Source organism: Acidilutibacter cellobiosedens (assembly GCF_004103715.1).
Classification (GTDB): domain Bacteria; phylum Bacillota; class Clostridia; order Tissierellales; family Acidilutibacteraceae; genus Acidilutibacter; species Acidilutibacter cellobiosedens.
Window position 1 is genome coordinate 2,203,955 of record NZ_CP035282.1, and the last position, 19,729, is coordinate 2,223,683.

18 protein-coding genes are annotated in these 19,729 nt (G+C 35.6%); 1 reads left to right on the forward strand and 17 read right to left on the reverse strand.

The window, feature by feature from the left end:
• Positions 1-13 precede the first annotated feature (13 nt).
• The 11 genes from EQM13_RS10620 to galU all read right to left on the reverse strand — a co-directional run bounded on the left by EQM13_RS10620 (position 14) and on the right by galU (position 10,771).
• Complete coding sequence (locus EQM13_RS10620) at positions 14-1,345, reverse strand: nucleotide sugar dehydrogenase (RefSeq protein ID WP_206172681.1); 1,332 nt, start codon at positions 1,343-1,345, stop codon at positions 14-16.
• 5 nt (positions 1,346-1,350) lie between these two features.
• On the reverse strand, positions 1,351-1,938 hold the full coding sequence (locus tag EQM13_RS10625; protein WP_240662920.1) for an acyltransferase: 588 nt from the start codon (positions 1,936-1,938) through the stop codon (positions 1,351-1,353).
• Complete coding sequence (locus EQM13_RS10630; RefSeq protein WP_128752646.1) at positions 1,931-3,121, reverse strand: DegT/DnrJ/EryC1/StrS family aminotransferase; 1,191 nt, start codon at positions 3,119-3,121, stop codon at positions 1,931-1,933. The genes EQM13_RS10625 and EQM13_RS10630 overlap by 8 nt, the downstream gene beginning before the upstream one ends.
• Positions 3,122-3,204: 83 nt before the next feature.
• The gene (locus EQM13_RS10635; RefSeq protein WP_128752647.1) at positions 3,205-4,431 is read right to left on the reverse strand and encodes a glycosyltransferase family 4 protein; all 1,227 of its coding nucleotides are present in this window, start codon (positions 4,429-4,431) and stop codon (positions 3,205-3,207) included.
• A gap of 23 nt (positions 4,432-4,454) precedes the next feature.
• Entirely contained in the window at positions 4,455-5,621 is a 1,167-nt protein-coding gene (locus tag EQM13_RS10640) for a LegC family aminotransferase (RefSeq protein WP_128752648.1), read from the reverse strand.
• 38 nt (positions 5,622-5,659) lie between these two features.
• The gene (locus tag EQM13_RS10645) at positions 5,660-6,724 is read right to left on the reverse strand and encodes a lipid II:glycine glycyltransferase FemX (protein ID WP_114218876.1); all 1,065 of its coding nucleotides are present in this window, start codon (positions 6,722-6,724) and stop codon (positions 5,660-5,662) included.
• Between the two features lie 15 nt (positions 6,725-6,739).
• The gene (locus EQM13_RS10650; RefSeq protein ID WP_114218875.1) at positions 6,740-7,828 is read right to left on the reverse strand and encodes an aspartate aminotransferase family protein; all 1,089 of its coding nucleotides are present in this window, start codon (positions 7,826-7,828) and stop codon (positions 6,740-6,742) included.
• Between the two features lie 4 nt (positions 7,829-7,832).
• Complete coding sequence (locus EQM13_RS10655; RefSeq protein WP_128752649.1) at positions 7,833-8,390, reverse strand: GNAT family N-acetyltransferase; 558 nt, start codon at positions 8,388-8,390, stop codon at positions 7,833-7,835.
• A gap of 27 nt (positions 8,391-8,417) precedes the next feature.
• On the reverse strand, positions 8,418-9,047 hold the full coding sequence (locus tag EQM13_RS10660) for a sugar transferase (protein WP_128752650.1): 630 nt from the start codon (positions 9,045-9,047) through the stop codon (positions 8,418-8,420).
• A 29-nt stretch (positions 9,048-9,076) separates the two neighbouring features.
• Complete coding sequence (locus tag EQM13_RS10665) at positions 9,077-9,697, reverse strand: Rossmann-fold NAD(P)-binding domain-containing protein (RefSeq protein WP_128752651.1); 621 nt, start codon at positions 9,695-9,697, stop codon at positions 9,077-9,079.
• 192 nt (positions 9,698-9,889) lie between these two features.
• The gene (gene galU, locus EQM13_RS10670) at positions 9,890-10,771 is read right to left on the reverse strand and encodes a UTP--glucose-1-phosphate uridylyltransferase GalU (protein ID WP_128752652.1); all 882 of its coding nucleotides are present in this window, start codon (positions 10,769-10,771) and stop codon (positions 9,890-9,892) included.
• 442 nt (positions 10,772-11,213) lie between these two features.
• On the opposite strand from galU, the gene EQM13_RS10675 reads away from it, so the two are divergent.
• Complete coding sequence (locus tag EQM13_RS10675; RefSeq protein WP_128752653.1) at positions 11,214-11,879, forward strand: hypothetical protein; 666 nt, start codon at positions 11,214-11,216, stop codon at positions 11,877-11,879.
• 46 nt (positions 11,880-11,925) lie between these two features.
• Here EQM13_RS10675 and EQM13_RS10680 read toward each other — a convergent pair whose 3' ends face one another.
• From EQM13_RS10680 to EQM13_RS10705, 6 genes are all read right to left on the reverse strand, one after another.
• Positions 11,926-13,965 (reverse strand): S-layer homology domain-containing protein, encoded by a 2,040-nt coding sequence (locus tag EQM13_RS10680; RefSeq protein WP_128752654.1) that lies wholly within the window; start codon positions 13,963-13,965, stop codon positions 11,926-11,928.
• A 94-nt stretch (positions 13,966-14,059) separates the two neighbouring features.
• Positions 14,060-15,133, reverse strand: a complete 1,074-nt coding sequence (locus EQM13_RS10685; RefSeq protein ID WP_161567227.1) for an S-layer homology domain-containing protein — start codon at positions 15,131-15,133, stop codon at positions 14,060-14,062.
• Positions 15,134-15,145: 12 nt separating this feature from the next.
• Positions 15,146-15,940, reverse strand: a complete 795-nt coding sequence (locus EQM13_RS10690; protein WP_128752656.1) for a tyrosine-protein phosphatase — start codon at positions 15,938-15,940, stop codon at positions 15,146-15,148.
• Positions 15,933-16,676: a CpsD/CapB family tyrosine-protein kinase gene (locus EQM13_RS10695; RefSeq protein ID WP_071139194.1), complete on the reverse strand. Its 744-nt coding sequence runs from the start codon at positions 16,674-16,676 to the stop codon at positions 15,933-15,935. Before EQM13_RS10695 ends, EQM13_RS10690 begins: the two co-directional genes overlap by 8 nt.
• A gap of 18 nt (positions 16,677-16,694) precedes the next feature.
• A complete protein-coding gene (locus tag EQM13_RS10700; protein WP_128752657.1) occupies positions 16,695-17,381 on the reverse strand; it encodes a YveK family protein in 687 nt (228 codons plus the stop codon).
• A gap of 334 nt (positions 17,382-17,715) precedes the next feature.
• Complete coding sequence (locus tag EQM13_RS10705; protein ID WP_128752658.1) at positions 17,716-19,608, reverse strand: nucleoside-diphosphate sugar epimerase/dehydratase; 1,893 nt, start codon at positions 19,606-19,608, stop codon at positions 17,716-17,718.
• Positions 19,609-19,729 lie beyond the last annotated feature (121 nt).

The following is a 19,729-nucleotide window of genomic DNA, read 5'->3' on the forward strand; positions in this document are numbered from 1 at the left end:
ATCTCTCCCAAATTTATAATAACTCTATATTTTCCCTGTTTTTAACTTCTTTCATAGCATTTTTGGTATCAAATACAAATACGGAATTGGCTTGTACAAAATTATAATCTATATTTGTATGGGAAGTTGTAACTACTATCAAATCATAATCTTTTAGTACCTGTTTATTTAATTCTTTGATACCGCTCTTTGACTTATCTTTAAATTTATAATTCGGAATGTAAGGATCATAGTAATCCACCATGCATCCTTCTTTCTCAAAGTTTTCTATAACTTTCAATGCGGGACTTTCCCTGTAATCATCTATGTCCTGTTTGTAAGCCACGCCGAGAACCAATATTTTTGAACCGTTGAGAGATTTTTTAAACCTGTTCAGTATCTTTGAAGACCGCTCCACTATATATTCAGGCATACTATCGTTTATTATTCCAGAGGTTTCTATTAATTTCGTATGATAGCTGTATTCTCTTGCTTTCCATGCCAGATAATATGGGTCAAGGGGTATACAGTGACCTCCTACGCCAGGACCTGGATAAAAAGCCTGAAAACCGTAAGGTTTGGTTTTGGCCGCATCTATTACTTCCCATACGCTTATTCCCATCTTCTCACATATTATAGTCATTTCGTTGGCAAGGGCTATATTTATATTCCTATATGTATTTTCCAACAATTTCTCCATTTCAGCTACTTTAGGAGATGATACTTCATAGACGCATCCATTTAAAACAGACCTGTACATAGCAGCTGCCACTTCAGTTGAATCTTTACCTATTCCTCCCACTACCTTCGGGGTATTTTTTGTCTTATACAATTTGTTACCCGGATCAACTCTTTCCGGTGAAAAAGCTAAAAAGAAATCCTCACCGCATTTCAATCCGGAGCCCTTCTCCAATATAGGCTTTAAAAGTTCTTCGGTGGTTCCCGGATAAGTTGTGCTTTCCAGTACAACCGCAGAGCCTCTTTTCAAGTGCTTTGATATTTCAACGGCGGAATTTTTTACATAGCTGATATCCGGCTGCTGATACTGATCAAGGGGTGTCGGAACACAAATGGCTATAAAATCAGCATCTTTGACTACAGAAAAATCAGCTGTTGCCGACAGCAAACCCTTTTCAACCAACTCTTTCAATTCCCCGTTCACGACATCCCCTATGTAGTTATGCCCCTCATTTACCATTTTAACCTTTGATTCCTGAATATCAAAGCCTATGGTCTTATATCCGGCTTTGGCCTTTTCCACAGCAAGAGGAAGACCTACATAACCGAGACCTATAACGGCAACTACGGCTGATTTATCATGAATTTTCTTTAACAGATTGTCCTTCATATCAACTTTGCTATCCATAATCATTACTCCTTTGGACTTAAATTTTTGTTTATAATCTCATACTCTTTACCGCATGAGTCACATATGTACTTATCCCCAGACTTTTTCAACTTATTCCCGCATTTACATACATAACCTACTACACGGGCAGGATTCCCCACAGCCAATGCATAGTCTGGGACATCTTTGGTAACTACAGAACCAGCTCCTATAAACGCATATCTTCCTATTTGATAACCGCAGACTATAGTAGCATTGGCTCCTATGGTTGCTCCTTTTTTTATGGTTGTTTTTCTATATTCAGCTTTCCTTTCTATAAAACTTCTCGGATTAATAACGTTTGTAAATACACAGGAGGGCCCTAAAAATACATCATCTTCACATATTACACCTGTATATACGGATACATTATTTTGTATCTTTACATTATTTCCTATAATAACATTAGGAGATACAACTACATTCTGACCTATATTACAGTTTTGACCTATAACCGTATCCTTCATTATATGAGAAAAATGCCATATTTTCGTTCCCTCCCCTATTTGACACGGTTCATCTATATAACTCGATTCGTGAACAAAATAACCTTTTTCATTCATCCTATTCATCAAACTCCTTCAGCTTTTCAACTATATATTTCTTCTCCTCATCTGTCAATTCGGCAAACATAGGTATTGCAAAGGTGCGTTTTGAGAGATATTCGGCATTAGGAAGAGAACCTTCTTTGTATCCTAAATTTATATAAGCTTTCTGCAAATGGAGGGGTACAGGATAATATATACCGGTCGCTATTCCGTTTTCCTTTAAAAATTCAACCAGTTCTTCCCTTCTTTCGGATTGGAGCATGTACATATGGTACACATGTTTTACATAATCGTCTTCATGGGGAATAGTCAATTTTGTACCCGATAAATTTCGGTTATAAAATTCCGCATTTTTTCTCCTTTTATCATTCCATCCGTCAAGCAACGGGAGTTTAACTCTCAATACTGCTGCCTGTATTTCATCAAGCCTTGAATTATATCCTATGAGGTAATTATAATATTTCAATGGATTATAAACTGTATTGTCTTCAGATTTATCTTCCTCTACTTCTTCGTTTATTCCGTTCAAGAAGTTATAAGCCTTCTGTCCGTTTTCCCCACTTCCGTGAGTTCTCAGGGCTCTGCATACAACAGCCAAATTATCGTCATCAGTAACTATCATCCCCCCGTCTCCGGCACAACCCAAATTTTTAGTCGGGAAAAAGGAAAAACACGCTATATCTCCCAATGCTCCTGTCTTTTTGTGTTTATATTCAGCTCCTACGGCCTGACATGCGTCTTCCAATACCTTAAGATTATATCTTTGAGCTATTTCATTTATTTCATCCATATCGGCAGGCTGTCCGAAAATATGCACGGGTATGATTGCTTTGGTTTTTGATGTGATTTTTTCTTCTATTTCAGCAGGGTCTATATTGAATGTATCCCTTCTTACATCTACAAATACCGGAACAGCTCCTACGGTCGATATGCTTTCGGCTGTGGAAAAAAAAGTAAAAGGTGTGGTTATAACTTCATCTCCTTCACCTATGCCGAGGGCTTTCAATGCTATAACCAAGGCATCCGTACCGTTCCCGACAGATATGCTGTGCTTGACGCCTATGTATTCTCCAAATTCTTTCTCGAATTGTTTTACGTTTTCTCCCATTATATACTGAGCCGATGAAAAAACTCTTAAAACATTTTTATCTACATCTTCTCTTATGGTTTCATACTGTTTTTTGAGGTTTATTAAAGGTATCTGCAAAATCTTCATCTCCTAAGATTTAATCTTCCAATATTGTCTTTTATTTATGAAATTAACTTTTAAATTGCAAATATTAATTAAACTTATCCTTCTTTATAATTAGTAAATATTTTAATTTTATCAACTATAACTTTATAGCTCTCTTTTCTATCAAAGTATTTTTCAGCAAGGTGTCTTGAATTTATTGAATAAATTTTCATTTTGTCTTTATCTTCTGTCATTTTTATAATTGCATCTTTTAAAGATTTGGCATTCCCCGGCATATAATTTATTCCTAATTCATTAGAATTCATTAAATCTATCACTTCTCTTTCTTGACATGAATTCAATATTGGTAAACCTGCTGATACATAATCTCCAAACTTATTAGTTATAGTCCCTTTTGAGCCACCAGTTAAAGCATTTAAAGCAATATCGGATCTTTTTAAGTAGGCTACCATTTTTTCATATTCTACAAATCCATAAAAATATACACTATTGTTGTATAAATCAAGTTCCTTAGCTAACCTTATTAATCTTTCCTCATCCGGTCCGCTACCTAAAATATTTAATTTAATATTTTTATAATCTTTTAATTCCGAAAAAGCCTTTATTGCAGTATCTACATCATAACTGTAACTTAAAGTTCCTATGTAAGTAATCCATATATCATTTTTATCTTTTTCGATTTCATATTTATTATCATTAACAACACTATCAAATTTCTCTAATTCTGATCCAATATAAACCGAAATAAACTCTTTACACTTTGTCCCTTTAACATTGGCTCTATAGGCATAAGTCTTCGACACTCCAAAAACAATATCAGCCATCCTGTAAATATTGTTAGCAATTTTAGTAAAAGGCCACATTAGTATTCTAACTAATAATTTCCGTGTATCAATAGCTGAAGATATTGATTCAGGCCATGTATCCTGTACATCAATTATAAACGGAATATTATTTTTCTTTGCATATTTGCCGGATACATATGAACTACTCATTGTAGGATAAGCAGCATAAATCACATCTGGCTTTTCCATGTTTTCTATTTCTTTTTTTAAGTTCTTTCCAAAATTAATATGACTTAATGCCCTCTTTATAGATACATTTTTTTCATAACCCTCTTCATGTACAAGTCTAACATTATAAGTATATTTATTACATATATCTTTTGATATATGCTTCTTCCTGCCATGACTAAAATCACTGGTAAAAAGAGTTACATCTTCGCCCTCATCATATAATTTATCAGCTAAATATTGAAATCTGTTTCTTGTACCAATTTTGTCTATACCAGAAAACGGAGCAACAATCCACACTTTTTTCATTGATATTAAACTCCTTTTCTTTATTATATATTTTTTAGCCTACTAACCACTGTCCCGACTTCCTCTTCCCCCAAATTAGTACTGCACGGTACATTTATCAAATTCTTTTCATAGAACAGTGCTTTTTCAATCTTATACGACTGATTATCCAAATATGGTTTTTGTTTATGTATCAATCCCCAGAGAGGCCTTGTCTGAATATTTTCGCTGTTTAGCTTTTTCAGCAGTTCATCTCTGTCCATGCCGTATTTTTCTTTGTCTACTATTATGGAATAAAACCAGTGGTTTGAGCGAGCATTTTTTGCAAAGGGAAGGATAGTCAATCCGTCTATATTTTCTACGGCTTCTTTATACAGGTTATAATTTCTGATTTTTGTTTCTATAAAAGTTTCCAGTTTATCTATCTGGCTTGTCCCGAAGGCTGCCTGTATATTTGTCATGCGGTAGTTGTAGCCTATTTCATCATGGATAAAATATAAGGGATCGGTCTTTGCCTGAACGGACAGGAAAGCTACCTTGTCCAACAATTTCTGGTTGCCGGATACAACCATTCCTCCGCCGCCTGTGGTTATTATTTTATTTGCATTGAAGGAGTAGACTCCTATATCTCCTATTGTGCCGCAGTATTTTCCGGCATATCTGCCTTTTGTATAATAGGAACCCAAGGCTTCTGTGGAATCCTCTATTACCTTTAAATTATATTTTTCTTTGATATTCATCAATCTTTCCATATCGGCGGGATTGCCGAATACATGAACGATGATTACAGCTTTTACGGTTTTTCCCGTTTCTTTATTAACTGTCTTTCCGTCTTTAAAAGTACACTGAGCTTGCAAAAACTCTTCCAGTTTGTCCATATCCATGTCAAGAGTATCATCGCAATCCATAAATACAGGTTCAGCCCCCACATATTTAACAGGGTTTACCGCCGCTACAAATGTAACGGTAGGAACTATTACTTCATCACCATGGCCTATGCCCAATACTTTCAAAGCAAGATGAAGCCCTGCAGTACCGCTTTGGCATGAAACCGCTCTTTTTACACCTACATATTTGGCTATTTTTTCTTCAAATTCCGTTATAAATCTTCCTCCGGTAGATACCCAGCCTGTTTCTATAGTTTCTTTTATGTTGTCTAAGATGTCTAAGGAAAGGTTGGGGACTGAAAGAGGGATTAGTTTATTAGTCATAAATACACCTTCAATCTAAATTAATTTTTTTAACATTATCATTTTCTATATTCAGGAAAAAACAAACTTTTTTCCTGTTTGTTTCTATTAACAATATCAGTTAGACGGTTATATAATTCAAAATTATGTATTTTCTTACCGATATAAAAATCATTGTCTTCTAATTTTGAAAATGACTTTTTAAATCTATATAAGGAATCATTTTCAGATTCATATCCTCCCCCCAAATGAAATATTTCATATCCATTTTCATTTCCCCATTCAGCAACTTCATAAAGCATTAAATTATTAGCTTGTAGTTTCCTATACTCTTCTAACGTCCCTGAAAAATGATAATGAAGATATTTATCATACCTCATTATAAGAGATGAAGCTATTATTTTACTACCATAATAAGCATTCACAATAAATACATTTTTCCCTAAACAATTTATTACATCATTAAAAAAATTATCATTAAAATAATAATACTCAGAAGCATTATTTCTATCCATAGTAGATTCATATATGCATTTAAAATTTTCTATTGTCTTAATATCATCATCTAAAGTTACAAACACTCCATTCTTTTTTGCTTTTCTTATCATGTTTCTACATTTAGATTCTATATTAATCCAAATATTTTCTTTATCTCTTAAGTCCATATAAACTGTCTTCCTTATCGGTATAATTGTAGAATATCTATTGAAAAAATCATGATTTTTAATTAAGGGATGAAATCTGTCAAACTGACTTACAATATTTTTTTCATTACAATAATCAGAAAAACTCTTAAAAAATATTTCTCTTAACTTTACTACAGTTTCATCTTCCTTATAGCTTTCATATAAAGGGCCTCCATATCCATAAGCACTGCTAATATCAAAATATTTATTTTCTTCTATTTTACCTTTTAAATTTTTGCTTTTTGCTATATCCCTTAACATAAATGGATATGCAACCTTCCCGTATTCGCACTCCAAATAATATAATGCAGGTTCTCCATCTCCATTATTTCTAAAAGGAACAAAATAGTCATAAGTAAAATAGATGTCTTTTATACTAAAATTCTCTATTATTTTATTCCATGATTTTCCATCTTTTATTATTCGTTTTTTAAACATATATATCAATCCTTTTTATTCCGTTTCTTTATAAATATTAATAACATCTACGATTCTCCTCATATCTTCAACATCATATCTCTGATCACATGGTATTGATAGAATACTATTATATATCTTCTTGCTTAATAAATAATTTGAAATATTTATTTGTCGTGGTATAGACCAATGTATCGGACAATATATACTTTTACTAATAAGAAAATCTTTAAACTTTTTTCGACCTTTTTCTATATATACTGGAAAAAATAAAGGGCAAATAGCATCTGGAATTTTTTTAAATACTGGTTTTATACCTTCAACCTCCTTTAAAGTATTTGATAAAAATATAAAATTTTTTCTTCTTTTTTTTATTAATTCACTTGTATCTAGTTCATTTATAAGTGAATGCGAAACATTATCTATCAAATAAGACATCACATCATCATTTAAAATATTTTCTGCTTTATCAAACATATCTAAAAATTTTTGTTTTAATTTTGGTTTTTTGAATTTTATATAATCTCCTTTTAACAGCAAAGCTCTTTCTCTAATATTAGAAAAACCAGTTTGTACATCTAAATGATTTTGAACATTATTATGCTTAGAAGCTAAAAAACCACCGCTCGGCAATCCTGTCCATTTTCTTAAACTGGCTATATAATAATCATTTTCAATATATCTTTCATACTTTGAAAACAATGTATGCGTCAAATCTTCGACAATTATAGTTCCTTTTTTTTTTAAATAAATAATGTAATTACGCAAATTGATATTTGTTGGAAACCCAAAATACCCTAAATGTAAAAACACGCCTATTTTTTTCTTTAAAAATATATTTATACTTTCTGTGTTTGGCTTAAGATTATTATCAACATCATAAAAATAACAAACATATCCTTCTTTTATAAAAGGCATAATTATTGATTCACAGATATATGCAGGTAATAATGCAGTTTTAGATATAACATTATTTTCTATCCCTTTTAGCATTAAAGATATAGCCCCTCTTCCTGATGAAGTTAATACACTATTCCCCCACATATTTATCCAATCCGGACTACCTTTTGCATAATCATTTGGAATTTCAATAAGCCAGAATTCACTACCTATTTCTCTATTCATTGCTTTACCTTTTCCAATAGTTATTTTTCCTTATTAGTTCTTCATACTCTTCTTTTAATATTCCTACTACTAATTCATCATGATACTGATTCCCTTTAAAAATAGCTTCTCTCCTAATTCCTTCAACTTTCCAGCCACATTTACAATACAATTTTTTTGAAGGTTCATTATAATCTATAATAGAACTATCTAATCGGTTCAAATGCAATTCCTCAAATGCATATTTCATAACCGCCATAACAGCATCTGTCCCTATTCCTTTCCTCCTAAAATTTTTATTTGCTATCTTTATACCATGAAAAGCAGACCTGTTCTTCCAATCTATATTTACTATATTTGCAAAACCAATTGCTCCATCTTCTTTTGTTTCAATAATCAATCTTATATCATTTTTATTATCAGATATTGATTCAAACCATCCTTTCTGTTGAACTTTAGAAACCGGAAACGAATATCCTCCAACCATCTTTTCTATTTCTGGATCATTAATCATTTCTCTTAATAATTCTAAATCTTCTTCTTCAACCGCCCTTAAAGTTACATAGTTACCCTTAATATTCATTTTTTGAATTTTTCCCCCTATTCTAACTTATAATACTTTCCTGGGTTTTCTTACTTCATTTAATGACTCATCTTTAAAATCTACTCCTCTTACACCAATATCAGATCTTGTAAACACCTTTTGTATAGTCAAAAACAATATTCTTAAGTCAAATAAAAAATTAATACTATTAACATATTTAATATCATATTCGAACTTCTTATCCCAGCTTAAATAATTACGTCCATTAACTTGAGCCCACCCACTAATTCCAGATCTTACATCATGTCTATGCATTTCTTCTTTTGTATAATATGGAAGATATATAACCGGAAGCGGCCTCGGCCCTATAAAGCTCATTTCCCCCTTAATTATATTAAACAGCTGAGGCAGTTCGTCTATGCTTGTCTTTCTTAAAACCGAGCCTACTTTTGTCATTCTTTCCATATCCGAAAGCTTTCTTCCGTCACGTTCCGTTTCGACTTTCATGGTTCTGAATTTATAGATTTCAAATATCTTTGCATCTTTGCCGGGACGCTTCTGCCTAAATAAAACGGGGCCTTTGGGATCTTCCGCTTTTATTGCCATAGCCGCAATCAGCATGATAGGCGACAAAATTATCAATAGTATAATTGCAAATATAAAATCCAACAGTCTTTTTATATATTTTCTATACAATCACTTTCAACTCCATCTTATCTTTTTTCCTACACCCCAAAAAATCTCTCCACCCTATCCATAGTATAACCTATCTCCCTCAGTCTCCCCATTATCTCGTCTTCAAAGGTATAGGATGTAACCACTATCCCGTCATGCTTATATTCTTTTATTTCTTCACGGGAAATAATCTTATATCCTGTCAACTCCTTGCCCTGCTTATCTTTGTCGTCGTCCACCAGTGCCAATACTTTCAGGGATTTATCAGTTCTTCCCTTTATTATTGCCAGTATGATTCCCGCCACTTCTCCGGCTCCGTAGAAAAGTATATTCCTGTAGCCCTTATTTTCGATTCTCAGTAAAAAATTCTCCACATTTTCTTCCGCCAGGCGGTACAGCTTTAAGAGTTCGTCCAAATATGTAATGGCCAGGTAGTTTTTCCTCTTCACGCCTTGGGGGGTGATTATATAGTTAACCGTCTTTGCCGATATATATTCCCTCTTCAGATAACTCTTCTCTTCCAGGCCGTTTATATATATGTTGACCATAGAGGGAGCCGCACCTATGAGATCTCCCAGTTCTTTCTGGGTTATATTCTGATTTTTTTCCGTTTCCTGCAGCAGTAAGAGTTCTTTGTACAGGGCTGTGGGATTAAAGAAATTCATGTCCATGTCGTTCTACGCTCCATATCCGAATTTTATTCATTCATTATACGAACGATTATAATATAACACTAATCTGGTTTCCTGTAAAGGAAAATTTGTGTAAAGATTTATTAAAATTTATCGGATTTTATTTAAATATGAAAATCAGAGAACAAAACAGTACAAACCTGTTGTATTATCGGATTTGCACTATCACGATTAACCGTCCTGCTTCTCTCCGACTATCCCTTTCAGGTATTTTCTGAACTCCGTACCCAATTTTTTTCTCTTGAGGGCAAATTCCACCGTTGCCTGAAGAAATCCTAATTTATCTCCCACGTCGTATACCTTTCCTTCAAAGTTGTAGGCATACATTGCTTCTTTTTTCGCCAGTTCCCTGAGGGCATCCGTCAGCTGGATTTCCCCTCCGGCTCCCGGGGCGGTATGCTCCAGTACTTTGAATATCTCCGGAGTTATTATATATCTTCCCAGTATGGCTACGTTGGAAGGAGCTTCCTCCGGAGTCGGCTTTTCTATAAGATCCTTTACCTTGTATACTCCGTCTTCTATATACATACCAGAAACTATGCCGTATTTGTTTACCTCTTCTTTTGGTACTTCCTTGATTCCCAGTATGGTTGTCTTGTATTCGTCGTATACATCCATGAGCTGTTTCAGACACGGTTTTGTCTGGGAATCGACGATATCGTCACCCAAAAGCACCGCAAAGGGTTCGTCGGCTATAAAGTTTTTCCCGCAGTATATGGCATCTCCCAATCCTTTAGGTTCTTTCTGCCTTATATAAGTAATATTGGCCATGTTTGATACTTTCCGAACAAGGTTCAGGAGTTCCGTCTTGTTTCTCTGTTCAAGCTCCATCTCCAGTTCCACGGATTTGTCAAAATGGTCTTCTATGGCTCTCTTATTCCTCCCGGTAATAATCAATATATCTTCTATTCCCGATTCTATGGCTTCTTCAACTATATACTGTATTGTAGGCTTATCAACTATGGGAAGCATTTCTTTGGGCTGTGCTTTCGTGGCAGGAAGAAATCTCGTTCCCAGTCCTGCCGCAGGTATTATTGCTTTTTTGATTGTCATCTTTTTCCCTCCTATGCTCTTTTGGTTTTAACTTTATTTAAAGTTACTCTGCAATTAAATCGGCTTTCGTCAAATATATTTAATTCATAATATTGAGTAGGATCTTTAGATAAACTGCCTCTCCGCTGATTTGGCAGCCTTTTTCACTATCCCCATTTTGCTTCTCCCTTCCCCACATATTAATGCTTAAATATCTTAATCAGCACAGGCAAAAAATATCCCTCTAAAAACAATTATATCAATCCAATATTTAAAATTCAACAAAAACTGCCAATATGAATTTATTTTAAAAATATTTATACATTATATCAAATATTTCATTAAGAAATATCCGTAAGGAAGAATCCTGTCTATTTCCCGGATAATAAGCAGGATATGGATTTGGTATACAGCCTAATAAGTGATATAATATGTTTTATATAATAAATTCGGGAGGAAATATATGAAAAAACACAAAAAAGGCAAATATATCTTTTTGGGAATTGTTGTAATTTTGATCCTGGCTGTATCAATTAACTGGAGAAAAATCAAATTCACCTTTGAAATGATTTCCGCTTACAAAAATGCGGAAGAAAATAAATCGGACGATTCTTCTTCCGAAAATGAAAACAAAAATCCCGATGATATTAAAAACCCCATACTCAAAGTAATCGAATCGGAAACCGGGAAGAAGGATTCCCAAAACCCGGATAGTACAGATGACAATACGGGAGAAAACACAAACACCGATGATTCCGATAAGTCACAAGGTAAGGGCAAAGAGGATGCCGCATATATCGGAATTTTGGAAGAATACAACGGCAAATTCGAAAAACTTCAAAGCGAATACGAAGGAAACCTCGATTCCGTAATAAGCGGAGCATATCAAGAATATAAGTCGGGAAATATATCAAACGCAAAGCTGGCGGCCAAATATATATCCGAAGGTTCCCGGTTGGAAAAAGAATGTGATGCCAAATTTAATTCTCTTATAAAGAAAATCGAGGGAGAATTAAAGGACAAGAATTATAATACAAGCATTGTCAATGATTTGAAAGACTATTACAATTCCTATAAAAGCGCCAGAAGAGAAGAATTGATGAGTAAGGCAAAAAGTTACATGAAATAATATAAAGCAGGGGAAATTTCCTCTGCTTTATATTTTATACTGATATTTATTTGTTATATGCTCTGTATATAACTGTTGCAGCTTCCGCTCTTGCAGCCGGATTTTCGGGATTGAAGGAACCATTGTCACCATTCATCAGTCCCGCTTTAACAACTTCTGCTACGGCTTCTCTTGCCCATGATGGGATAGAATCCGCATCCGCAAATACGGTCAATTCTTTTGCCACATCTTCTTCCGTCAGTTCTTCGTCTGTTAAGCTGCTCAGCATTACAGCCATTTCTGTTCTTGATATTTCTTTATTCGGCTTAAAGCTTCCGTCAGCATATCCCGAAGCAATGCCTAATTTCTTAGCCGCTGCAACATATGGTGCAAACCAATCACCGTCTGCCACATCGGTAAAGGAACCGTCATAGGCTTCAAGCTTTTCTTCAAGAGATGAAACTAGCATCTTGACGAATTGTGCTCTTGTAACTTTTTCTTCAGGTTTAAATGTTCCGTCTTCATATCCGTTTACTGCGTTTTTAGCTGCCATTGACTCTATATAAGTCTTAGCCCAATGTCCTTCCAAATCGGTAAAGGATTTTGTCGATTCCAGGAATGCATATTTACTGTAGTGTGAAAGTACAAGAACGGCTTTGTCATCCTTTATCTTTCCTGTTACAAATTCAAGTTTTCCTTCTTCTTCATTGAAATAGTAAACAGCCAATTTATCCTTGTCTCCAAGGCCTTTGACATTTACGGTTACGGTAATAGGTGAAGCAAATTCCGAAACCTTTGTGGTATCTTTGCCGGATGTAACTTCCAAGGAAAGCTCTACAACTTTCTTTGCATTTCCCAATTCTCCCGCAGCAGCCGCAATCGATTCTACATCTCCTTCGGCGGATTTAAACTGTATCTTTGCGCCTGAAGGTATTTCTATACCCTTTAAAGCATCGGATGATATTAAGTATTGAATATCCCCTGCATTTATTTCCAGGGAAATATTGTTATCTGAAAGAGCTTCCGCAATCTTTGAGGAAAGAACAAAGGAAACATTAACTCCCTCTACATTTTCAATATCTACAACCGCTTTTCCTTCCTTGTCACTGCCTATGGATTTTCTCAGGTTCTTTATTCCCGCAACCAAATCATATTCTTTTAATGTAACTGTAGACACTCCGTCTTTTGTCTGTACGGAAACATTGTCCTTTCCGAATTCTACTGCTGATTCTTCTTTATCAACTTTGCCCGGTTGTGTTACAGGTACGTCTGCATCAGAATTAGATGACCCTCCGCTGCTGCCTGATGAGCCTTCGTCGGACGGAGCTGTATATGATACGTAGTTGACTAATTGTTTAAACAAACTCTTTGCTACTTCACTATTTCCTATTTTGTTATTAAAGTCATTCGCAGCTAATTTAGCAGCATCCGAAACTGCCGATGCGGCTTTTGACGTATCAGTAATCTTATTGCCATTTAAGTACTCACTTTGTATGGCTTTGATTCTGCTTGACAACCCGCTTACATTAATATTGAATTCCAAATTCATTGATGAATCCTTTTCTTTTACAGTCAGATTGTCAAGGATTGCATCGTAAATATCCAATACAAAATTTATTTTACTCTTGCCTTGTTGTAATACACCCTTATTTTCCCAAGCTTTTGCCAAATCGGAACCTAATAAACTACTTCTCAATGTTCCGATGTAACCTAATGAAACTTGCGAAGCACTGCCTTTTTTTACATCATCAATTAATTTTGTCAATTCTTTAGTATTTGATAACCACTTCTTTACTATCTCAACCTCTCCGTTTACATTATCCTTAGTTAAATATAATTTGCTATTCAGCTCGAATTTTAAACCGGAATATTGAGATCCGTTTATAACAGTTTCTGCATCATTTAAAACAGTATTATAAAAGTTTGTACCAGAAAGTTTCTCTACAGCCTTGATTAAAAGAGATGTATCTGTAGTAACCCCTCCAAACTTATCTTTAAGTTCGTCAAATATCGCCTGATTATCATTTCCTTCCGCAAATGCTCCCATGGGTATTACCATCGATAAGATCATGGTCAATACCAACAAAATCGATAAGTACTTCTTCATATTCCTTTAACCCTCCTTAAAATATGTTATTAAAACAATAAACTTCCTTTAAACTCACCTCCAATATAATAATCGTCACATAACGCTATTGCTTTTATTTATTTAATATATCAAACAGCCTTTTAATTGTAACAGCTGTTTCTTCCCTCGTTGCAAAATCCTTAGGATCAATTGTATTTTCTGTTTTCCCTTCAACGATGCCGTATTTCACCGCATACACCATATGAAGTGCGGCCCAAGGGGAAACTTCTCCTTTGTCTTTAAAATCATCCAAGCTCTTTCCCGTGTCCTTTAGTGTAAAGGTAAGGCCTTTATCATTTAATATCCTCATAACTATTGTTATCATTTGTTCCCTTGTTACCCTATTCTTGGGCGAGAAGGAATCGGGACCCGTACCTGTGATTATTCCGTTATCGTAAGCACTCTTTACTGCATTGTAGAACCAGTCCCCTTCTTTTATGTCTCTAAAAGGCATGGCGTTTCCGGCTTTGGGTTCAAGTTTTAAAAGTCTCTGTATGAGCGTAACGAATTCGGCTCTCGTCAGCTCTCCCGACGGATCGAAGGTTTCCTTTGTCCTTCCGGTGATTATCCCTCTTTGAGCTAAGAATACAATTGCATCCTTTCCCTTTGAGTTGTCTATATCCTTGAAATAAACTTCTAAAAGTTTTTCTTCATCCTTTTTACCTTCGGCCAACGGTACAGCAGGAGTCGTGCTCCCGCCGGAAGGATTGCCTTCATTATTTGAAGTATCGGATTTATCCCCTTCTTCATAGCTGTATATAAGAGATTTAATAGCTGAAGTATTTCCCTCTCCGATGTAGTCGGCCAATTTGACACGGTCTTCTTTGCTCCATTTGTTCAGTCTGTCCAGCTCCGACTTTACGTCATCCAAGCTGTATCCGTGATCTTTCAGCTGTTCTTCCTGGCTGTCGCTGATAAATGTACTTAAATCCCTCTTAAGTTTGCTTACACCTTCGTCGTCTTCCATATAAATTTTTAAGGCTTCTCCTGCCGCTTGTCTGTCACCGTCTTCCATATCCGAAAGTTTGCTTAAAAAGAGCTCCAAAGCGTCTCCATTCAGATCCTCGGCAAAAGCCTCCCCGCCCGGGAGTACATATGTAAACAGAAGCCCAAATATCAACATAAACAATAATATATTCTTTTTCATATTCATCCTCCTTTAAAATAAACTTACTTTTGATTTCAGTCTGAACAATATGCCTTTCTTTCTGCCTTCATATTTTTTCGGCTCTTCAAAGACTATGTCCTTATTTTCAAGAAGAGCTTTACCGTTCGTAAAGGTAATTTTTTCAAATTCCTTCTCGGAAACAATCCCTTTCAATATCTCCAAGCTCTTTCCCACTTCCGGAGAACGCCCTTCGTCAGAATGGGCATCCGTCCCCGTGAACTGATACATACCGCAAGCCGCCAATATCTCGGCTGTATTCATTGCCTTGTCCCCATACATTCCCTCCAAACTTCTTATGTTCATCTGAGCTAATGCTCCGAGTCTTATGTATTCATATAAAACATTGGGGTCATCCTGAATCTTTTTATATCTTTCGGGATGGGCGATTACGGGAATGTATCCCTTCATCAGGAATTCATATATTACATTTTCCATATGAACATAATCGTTAGCCATGGCCAGTTCTATAAGAACATATTTGGAACCGTTCAGAGAGCCGACTCTGCCCTCTTCAAGATATTTCATGATATCGGGGGATAAAAATATTTCCTGTCCCAGATATACTTTCAAGTCTATATTTTCCCGTTGGAGAACATCTTTAAATTTTTCGCAAACAACCTTGTTTTCTTCAAAGGTACTGAACTGATCCCCCTCAATATAATGGGGAGTAGCTATGATTTCTTTTATGCCGTTTTTTAAATAAATCTTTGCCATCTCAACGGACATTGCCATTGTTTTTGAACCGTCATCCACATCGGGAAGTATATGGCAATGCAAATCAATCATTGTTCTTCCTCCTCTTCTTCACTCTCTTTCCTTTTCTGCCGGAATCATCATTATAGTACGAATATCTGTAATATTGATATCTGTAATATCCTCCCCTCTCCTTTATGGGAACTTTGTTTAAGACCACTCCCAATATGTTGGCGTTAACCTTGTTAAGGAGTGCCTTAGTGGATTTTGCTCCTTCCACATCCGTTTCCCCCACGGCGCAGACGAAAATCGTTCCGTCTACGATAGACGAAAGAATAGCCGCATCCGTTACCATTCCTACGGGGGAAGCATCCACCAATACTATATCGTAATCTTCCTTTACCCGGTTCAAAAAATTCTTCATCTTCTGGGAACCGATAAGTTCGGCGGGATTCGGCGGGATAGGACCGGAAGTAATGATATCCAACCCTGAAACAATTTCGGTTGTTTTAATTGCTTCATTATAATCCAAGTTTCCTGCAATAATATTTGTAAGCCCCTCCCCGTTGTGTATCCTGAAAAAAGTATGTACCTTGGGCTTTCTTAGATCACAATCTATGAGAAGAACTTTCTTTTCCGCCTGAGCCATAGTAACCGCAGTATTTACCGTAACGGTACTTTTCCCTTCTCCCGGCCCAAAAGAAGTTACAACTATGCTCTTTATAGTCTTATCAATACTTGAAAACTGAATATTTGTCCTCAAGGTCCTGTAGGCTTCCGCCGTAGGAGATTTCGGATTTTCATAGGTAATTATTTTAGATCTTGCCATATCTTCACCTCAATAAAACTAATTGTTTTCATCAAATTTGGGAATAGTCCCTATGACAGATAAACCTAAATATTTCTGAACATCTTCCTGAGTTTTTATGGTATTATCAAAATATTCAAGGATAAACGCCAGAAATATCCCTGCCATCAATCCCAGCACCCCGGCTATGGCCATGTTTAAAAAAGGCCTCGGCTTGACGGGTTTGTCCGTAACCTGTGCTCTGTCTATGATCTGAACATTTTCTATATTCATTATATCTTTGACTTTGTCCATAAAAACTTCCGCCGTCTTGTTGGCAATAGCCGCAGCAAGCTCAGGGTCTCCGTCCGTGACTTCTATTTTAATAATTTCGGTATCCTTAACAAGGTTTACATTGACCTTATCCTTAAAATCATCGAAGGGTATGTCAAGCTTTAAATCCCTTATTACATCGTCTGCGACAACTCTGCTCTTTACCAGTTCTCCATAGGTGGTAACAAGCTGCTGGTTAACCATTATTTCGTTATAATCCAACTGCTGGTTTGTATTCTGATAATCCTTGGGCCTGCCTACCATCAACGTAGTAAATGTTTGGTATTCCGGCTTAAGGACATAAAAACTGATTATACCGCTTGCACCTATGCATATAACCGTAAGCAATAAAATAAGCCATAATCTTTTTATGAGAACGAAAAAATATTCTCTTAAGCTTATTTCCTCTTCCAATTCACGTTTCCCCCTTTACCTATTAATATTAATCGAACAAAAACCGATATATATTATGATTATATTACAACTTTCGATAAATTTATATATAAAACTTTAGGCCTATTTGACTTAAACAAAATTATGTGTATAATTTAATTGTCGATAAATGTATTTTCTTGGTATATTAAGGAGGCCATAGCATTGACATTTTTTAAAGCTGTTAAAAAAATTTCAACAAGAAAAAAGATAAACGGATACTATGAATCAAGCTATTTACTGACTCGAAAGGAAAAGGAAAGCATAATAATAAGTCTTTTTATAATTATGGTCCCTTTCCTTATCTCGTTAATAATTATCGGTGTGAACTGATCTGATTTAAGGTCACAGCTACTTCGTCTTTAATTGGCATATATTTGTCATCGTTGTACATATTTGTTTTATAAGTGGGGACCATGATTTTCAGCAGAGACATTACCTGCTCGTTGGTTCCCATTTCTACAGCTGTCCTTAACCTTTGAATATTCATGTTCAACCCGTCAAACCCATCGATCAGAGGCTTCTCAATATATATCTTGTCATGTTCCGTCTTGCTCACTCTTTCCTTATTCAAAAGAAACTCTTCAAAAAGTTTTTCGCCCGGCCTCAACCCTATTATTTTAATGGGAATATCTATTTCCGGCTCAAAACCCGAAAGTCTGATCAAATCTCTTGCCAAATCAATGATCTTTATGGGATCTCCCATATCCAGTACAAATATCTCTCCTCCTTTTGCCATTGAACCTGCCTGAAGCACCAGCTGGCAAGCCTCCGGTATCGTCATGAAATACCTCGTGATATTTTTATGAGTTACGGTAACCGGACCGCCCTCGGCGATTTGCTTTTTAAAAAGAGGTATTACGCTTCCGTTGCTTCCCAAAACATTTCCGAACCTTACCGCTACAAATTCTGTACTGCTTGTCTTATCCATAGACTGAATTATTTTTTCGCATACCCTCTTTGTGGCACCCATCACACTTGTGGGATTGACGGCTTTATCAGTGGATATAAGGACAAACTTTTTTACATCGTATTTGTCTGCCGCCTGAACCACGTTCAGAGTCCCGAATATATTATTCTTTACGGCCTCCATAGGATTTTCTTCCATCAGGGGAACATGCTTATAGGCTGCCGCATGAAATATAACATCAGGTCTCTCATTTCTGATTACTTCTTCAGTTTTCTTTTTGTCCCTGACAGACGAAATAATAATTTTTAAATTTAAGTTTTTATAATCTTTTTTAAGCTCGTTTTGAATATCATAAGCGTTGTTTTCATACATATCAAGTATTATAAGTTTACCGGGTGAAAATCTGGCAATTTGCCTGCAGAGCTCGGAACCGATAGATCCCCCTCCCCCTGTGACAAGAATTCTCTTTCCTTTTATATATCCGCATATATCCTCCATATTCAGCTTGGTTTCCTCCCTGCCGAGCAAATCATCGATATCCACATCTCTGATCTTTGAAACGCTTACCTTTCCGTCAATCAATTCGTATACTCCCGGAAGAATCCTTATCCTGCATTTGGTCTTTCTGCATTCGTCCACTATATCCCTTATCTGTTTTCTCTTTGCGGAGGGAATCGATATGATTATCTCATCGACTTTCATCTTATTACATATGTACCCTATATCTGACCTGTTCCCCACAACCGGCACTCCGTTAATGCTCTGTCCGATCTTTTTTCTGTTATCGTCTATTATTGCCACGGGTTTACTTTTAAGAGCATCGTGGTTTCTCAGTTCTTTTATAACCATGGCCCCAGCGGAACCCGCACCTACGATCAACACCCTTTTGCTGCCGGACTCTGAAAAAATATTGTTTTTAAATCTTCTGAAAGCTCTGTAAATAAATCTGTGCCCTCCTATAAGCATCATGTCTGAAAGGGTTACCATAATATATACACTTATAGGCAAATAAGACGACATCAACGTTAAATATCCGATAACTATAATATTGGATGTAAGCGATGCCGCCACCACTTCAAAAAGCTCATCAACACTGGCATATTCCCATAAGCTCTTGTATAATTTGAAAAAATAAAAAACGGTTAATTTAATAATAGTAATTATAATAGCATTGTTTAGATAAACCTTAAAGATTTGAGGATCTATATTGCCCTCAAATCTAAGAGCCATTGCAATGATGTAGGACGCGTTTAAGAGCAAAATATCGCAAACAATCATTGCGATTTTTCTTCTTGTCATTAATAATCCTCCCCTTGAAATTCCCTGTATAATTTTTTTTAAACTCCAAATATCATTATATCAATATTTTAGACGGCATTCAATATAAAAATAGATAAATCTACAGTTTTAGGCAAATTAA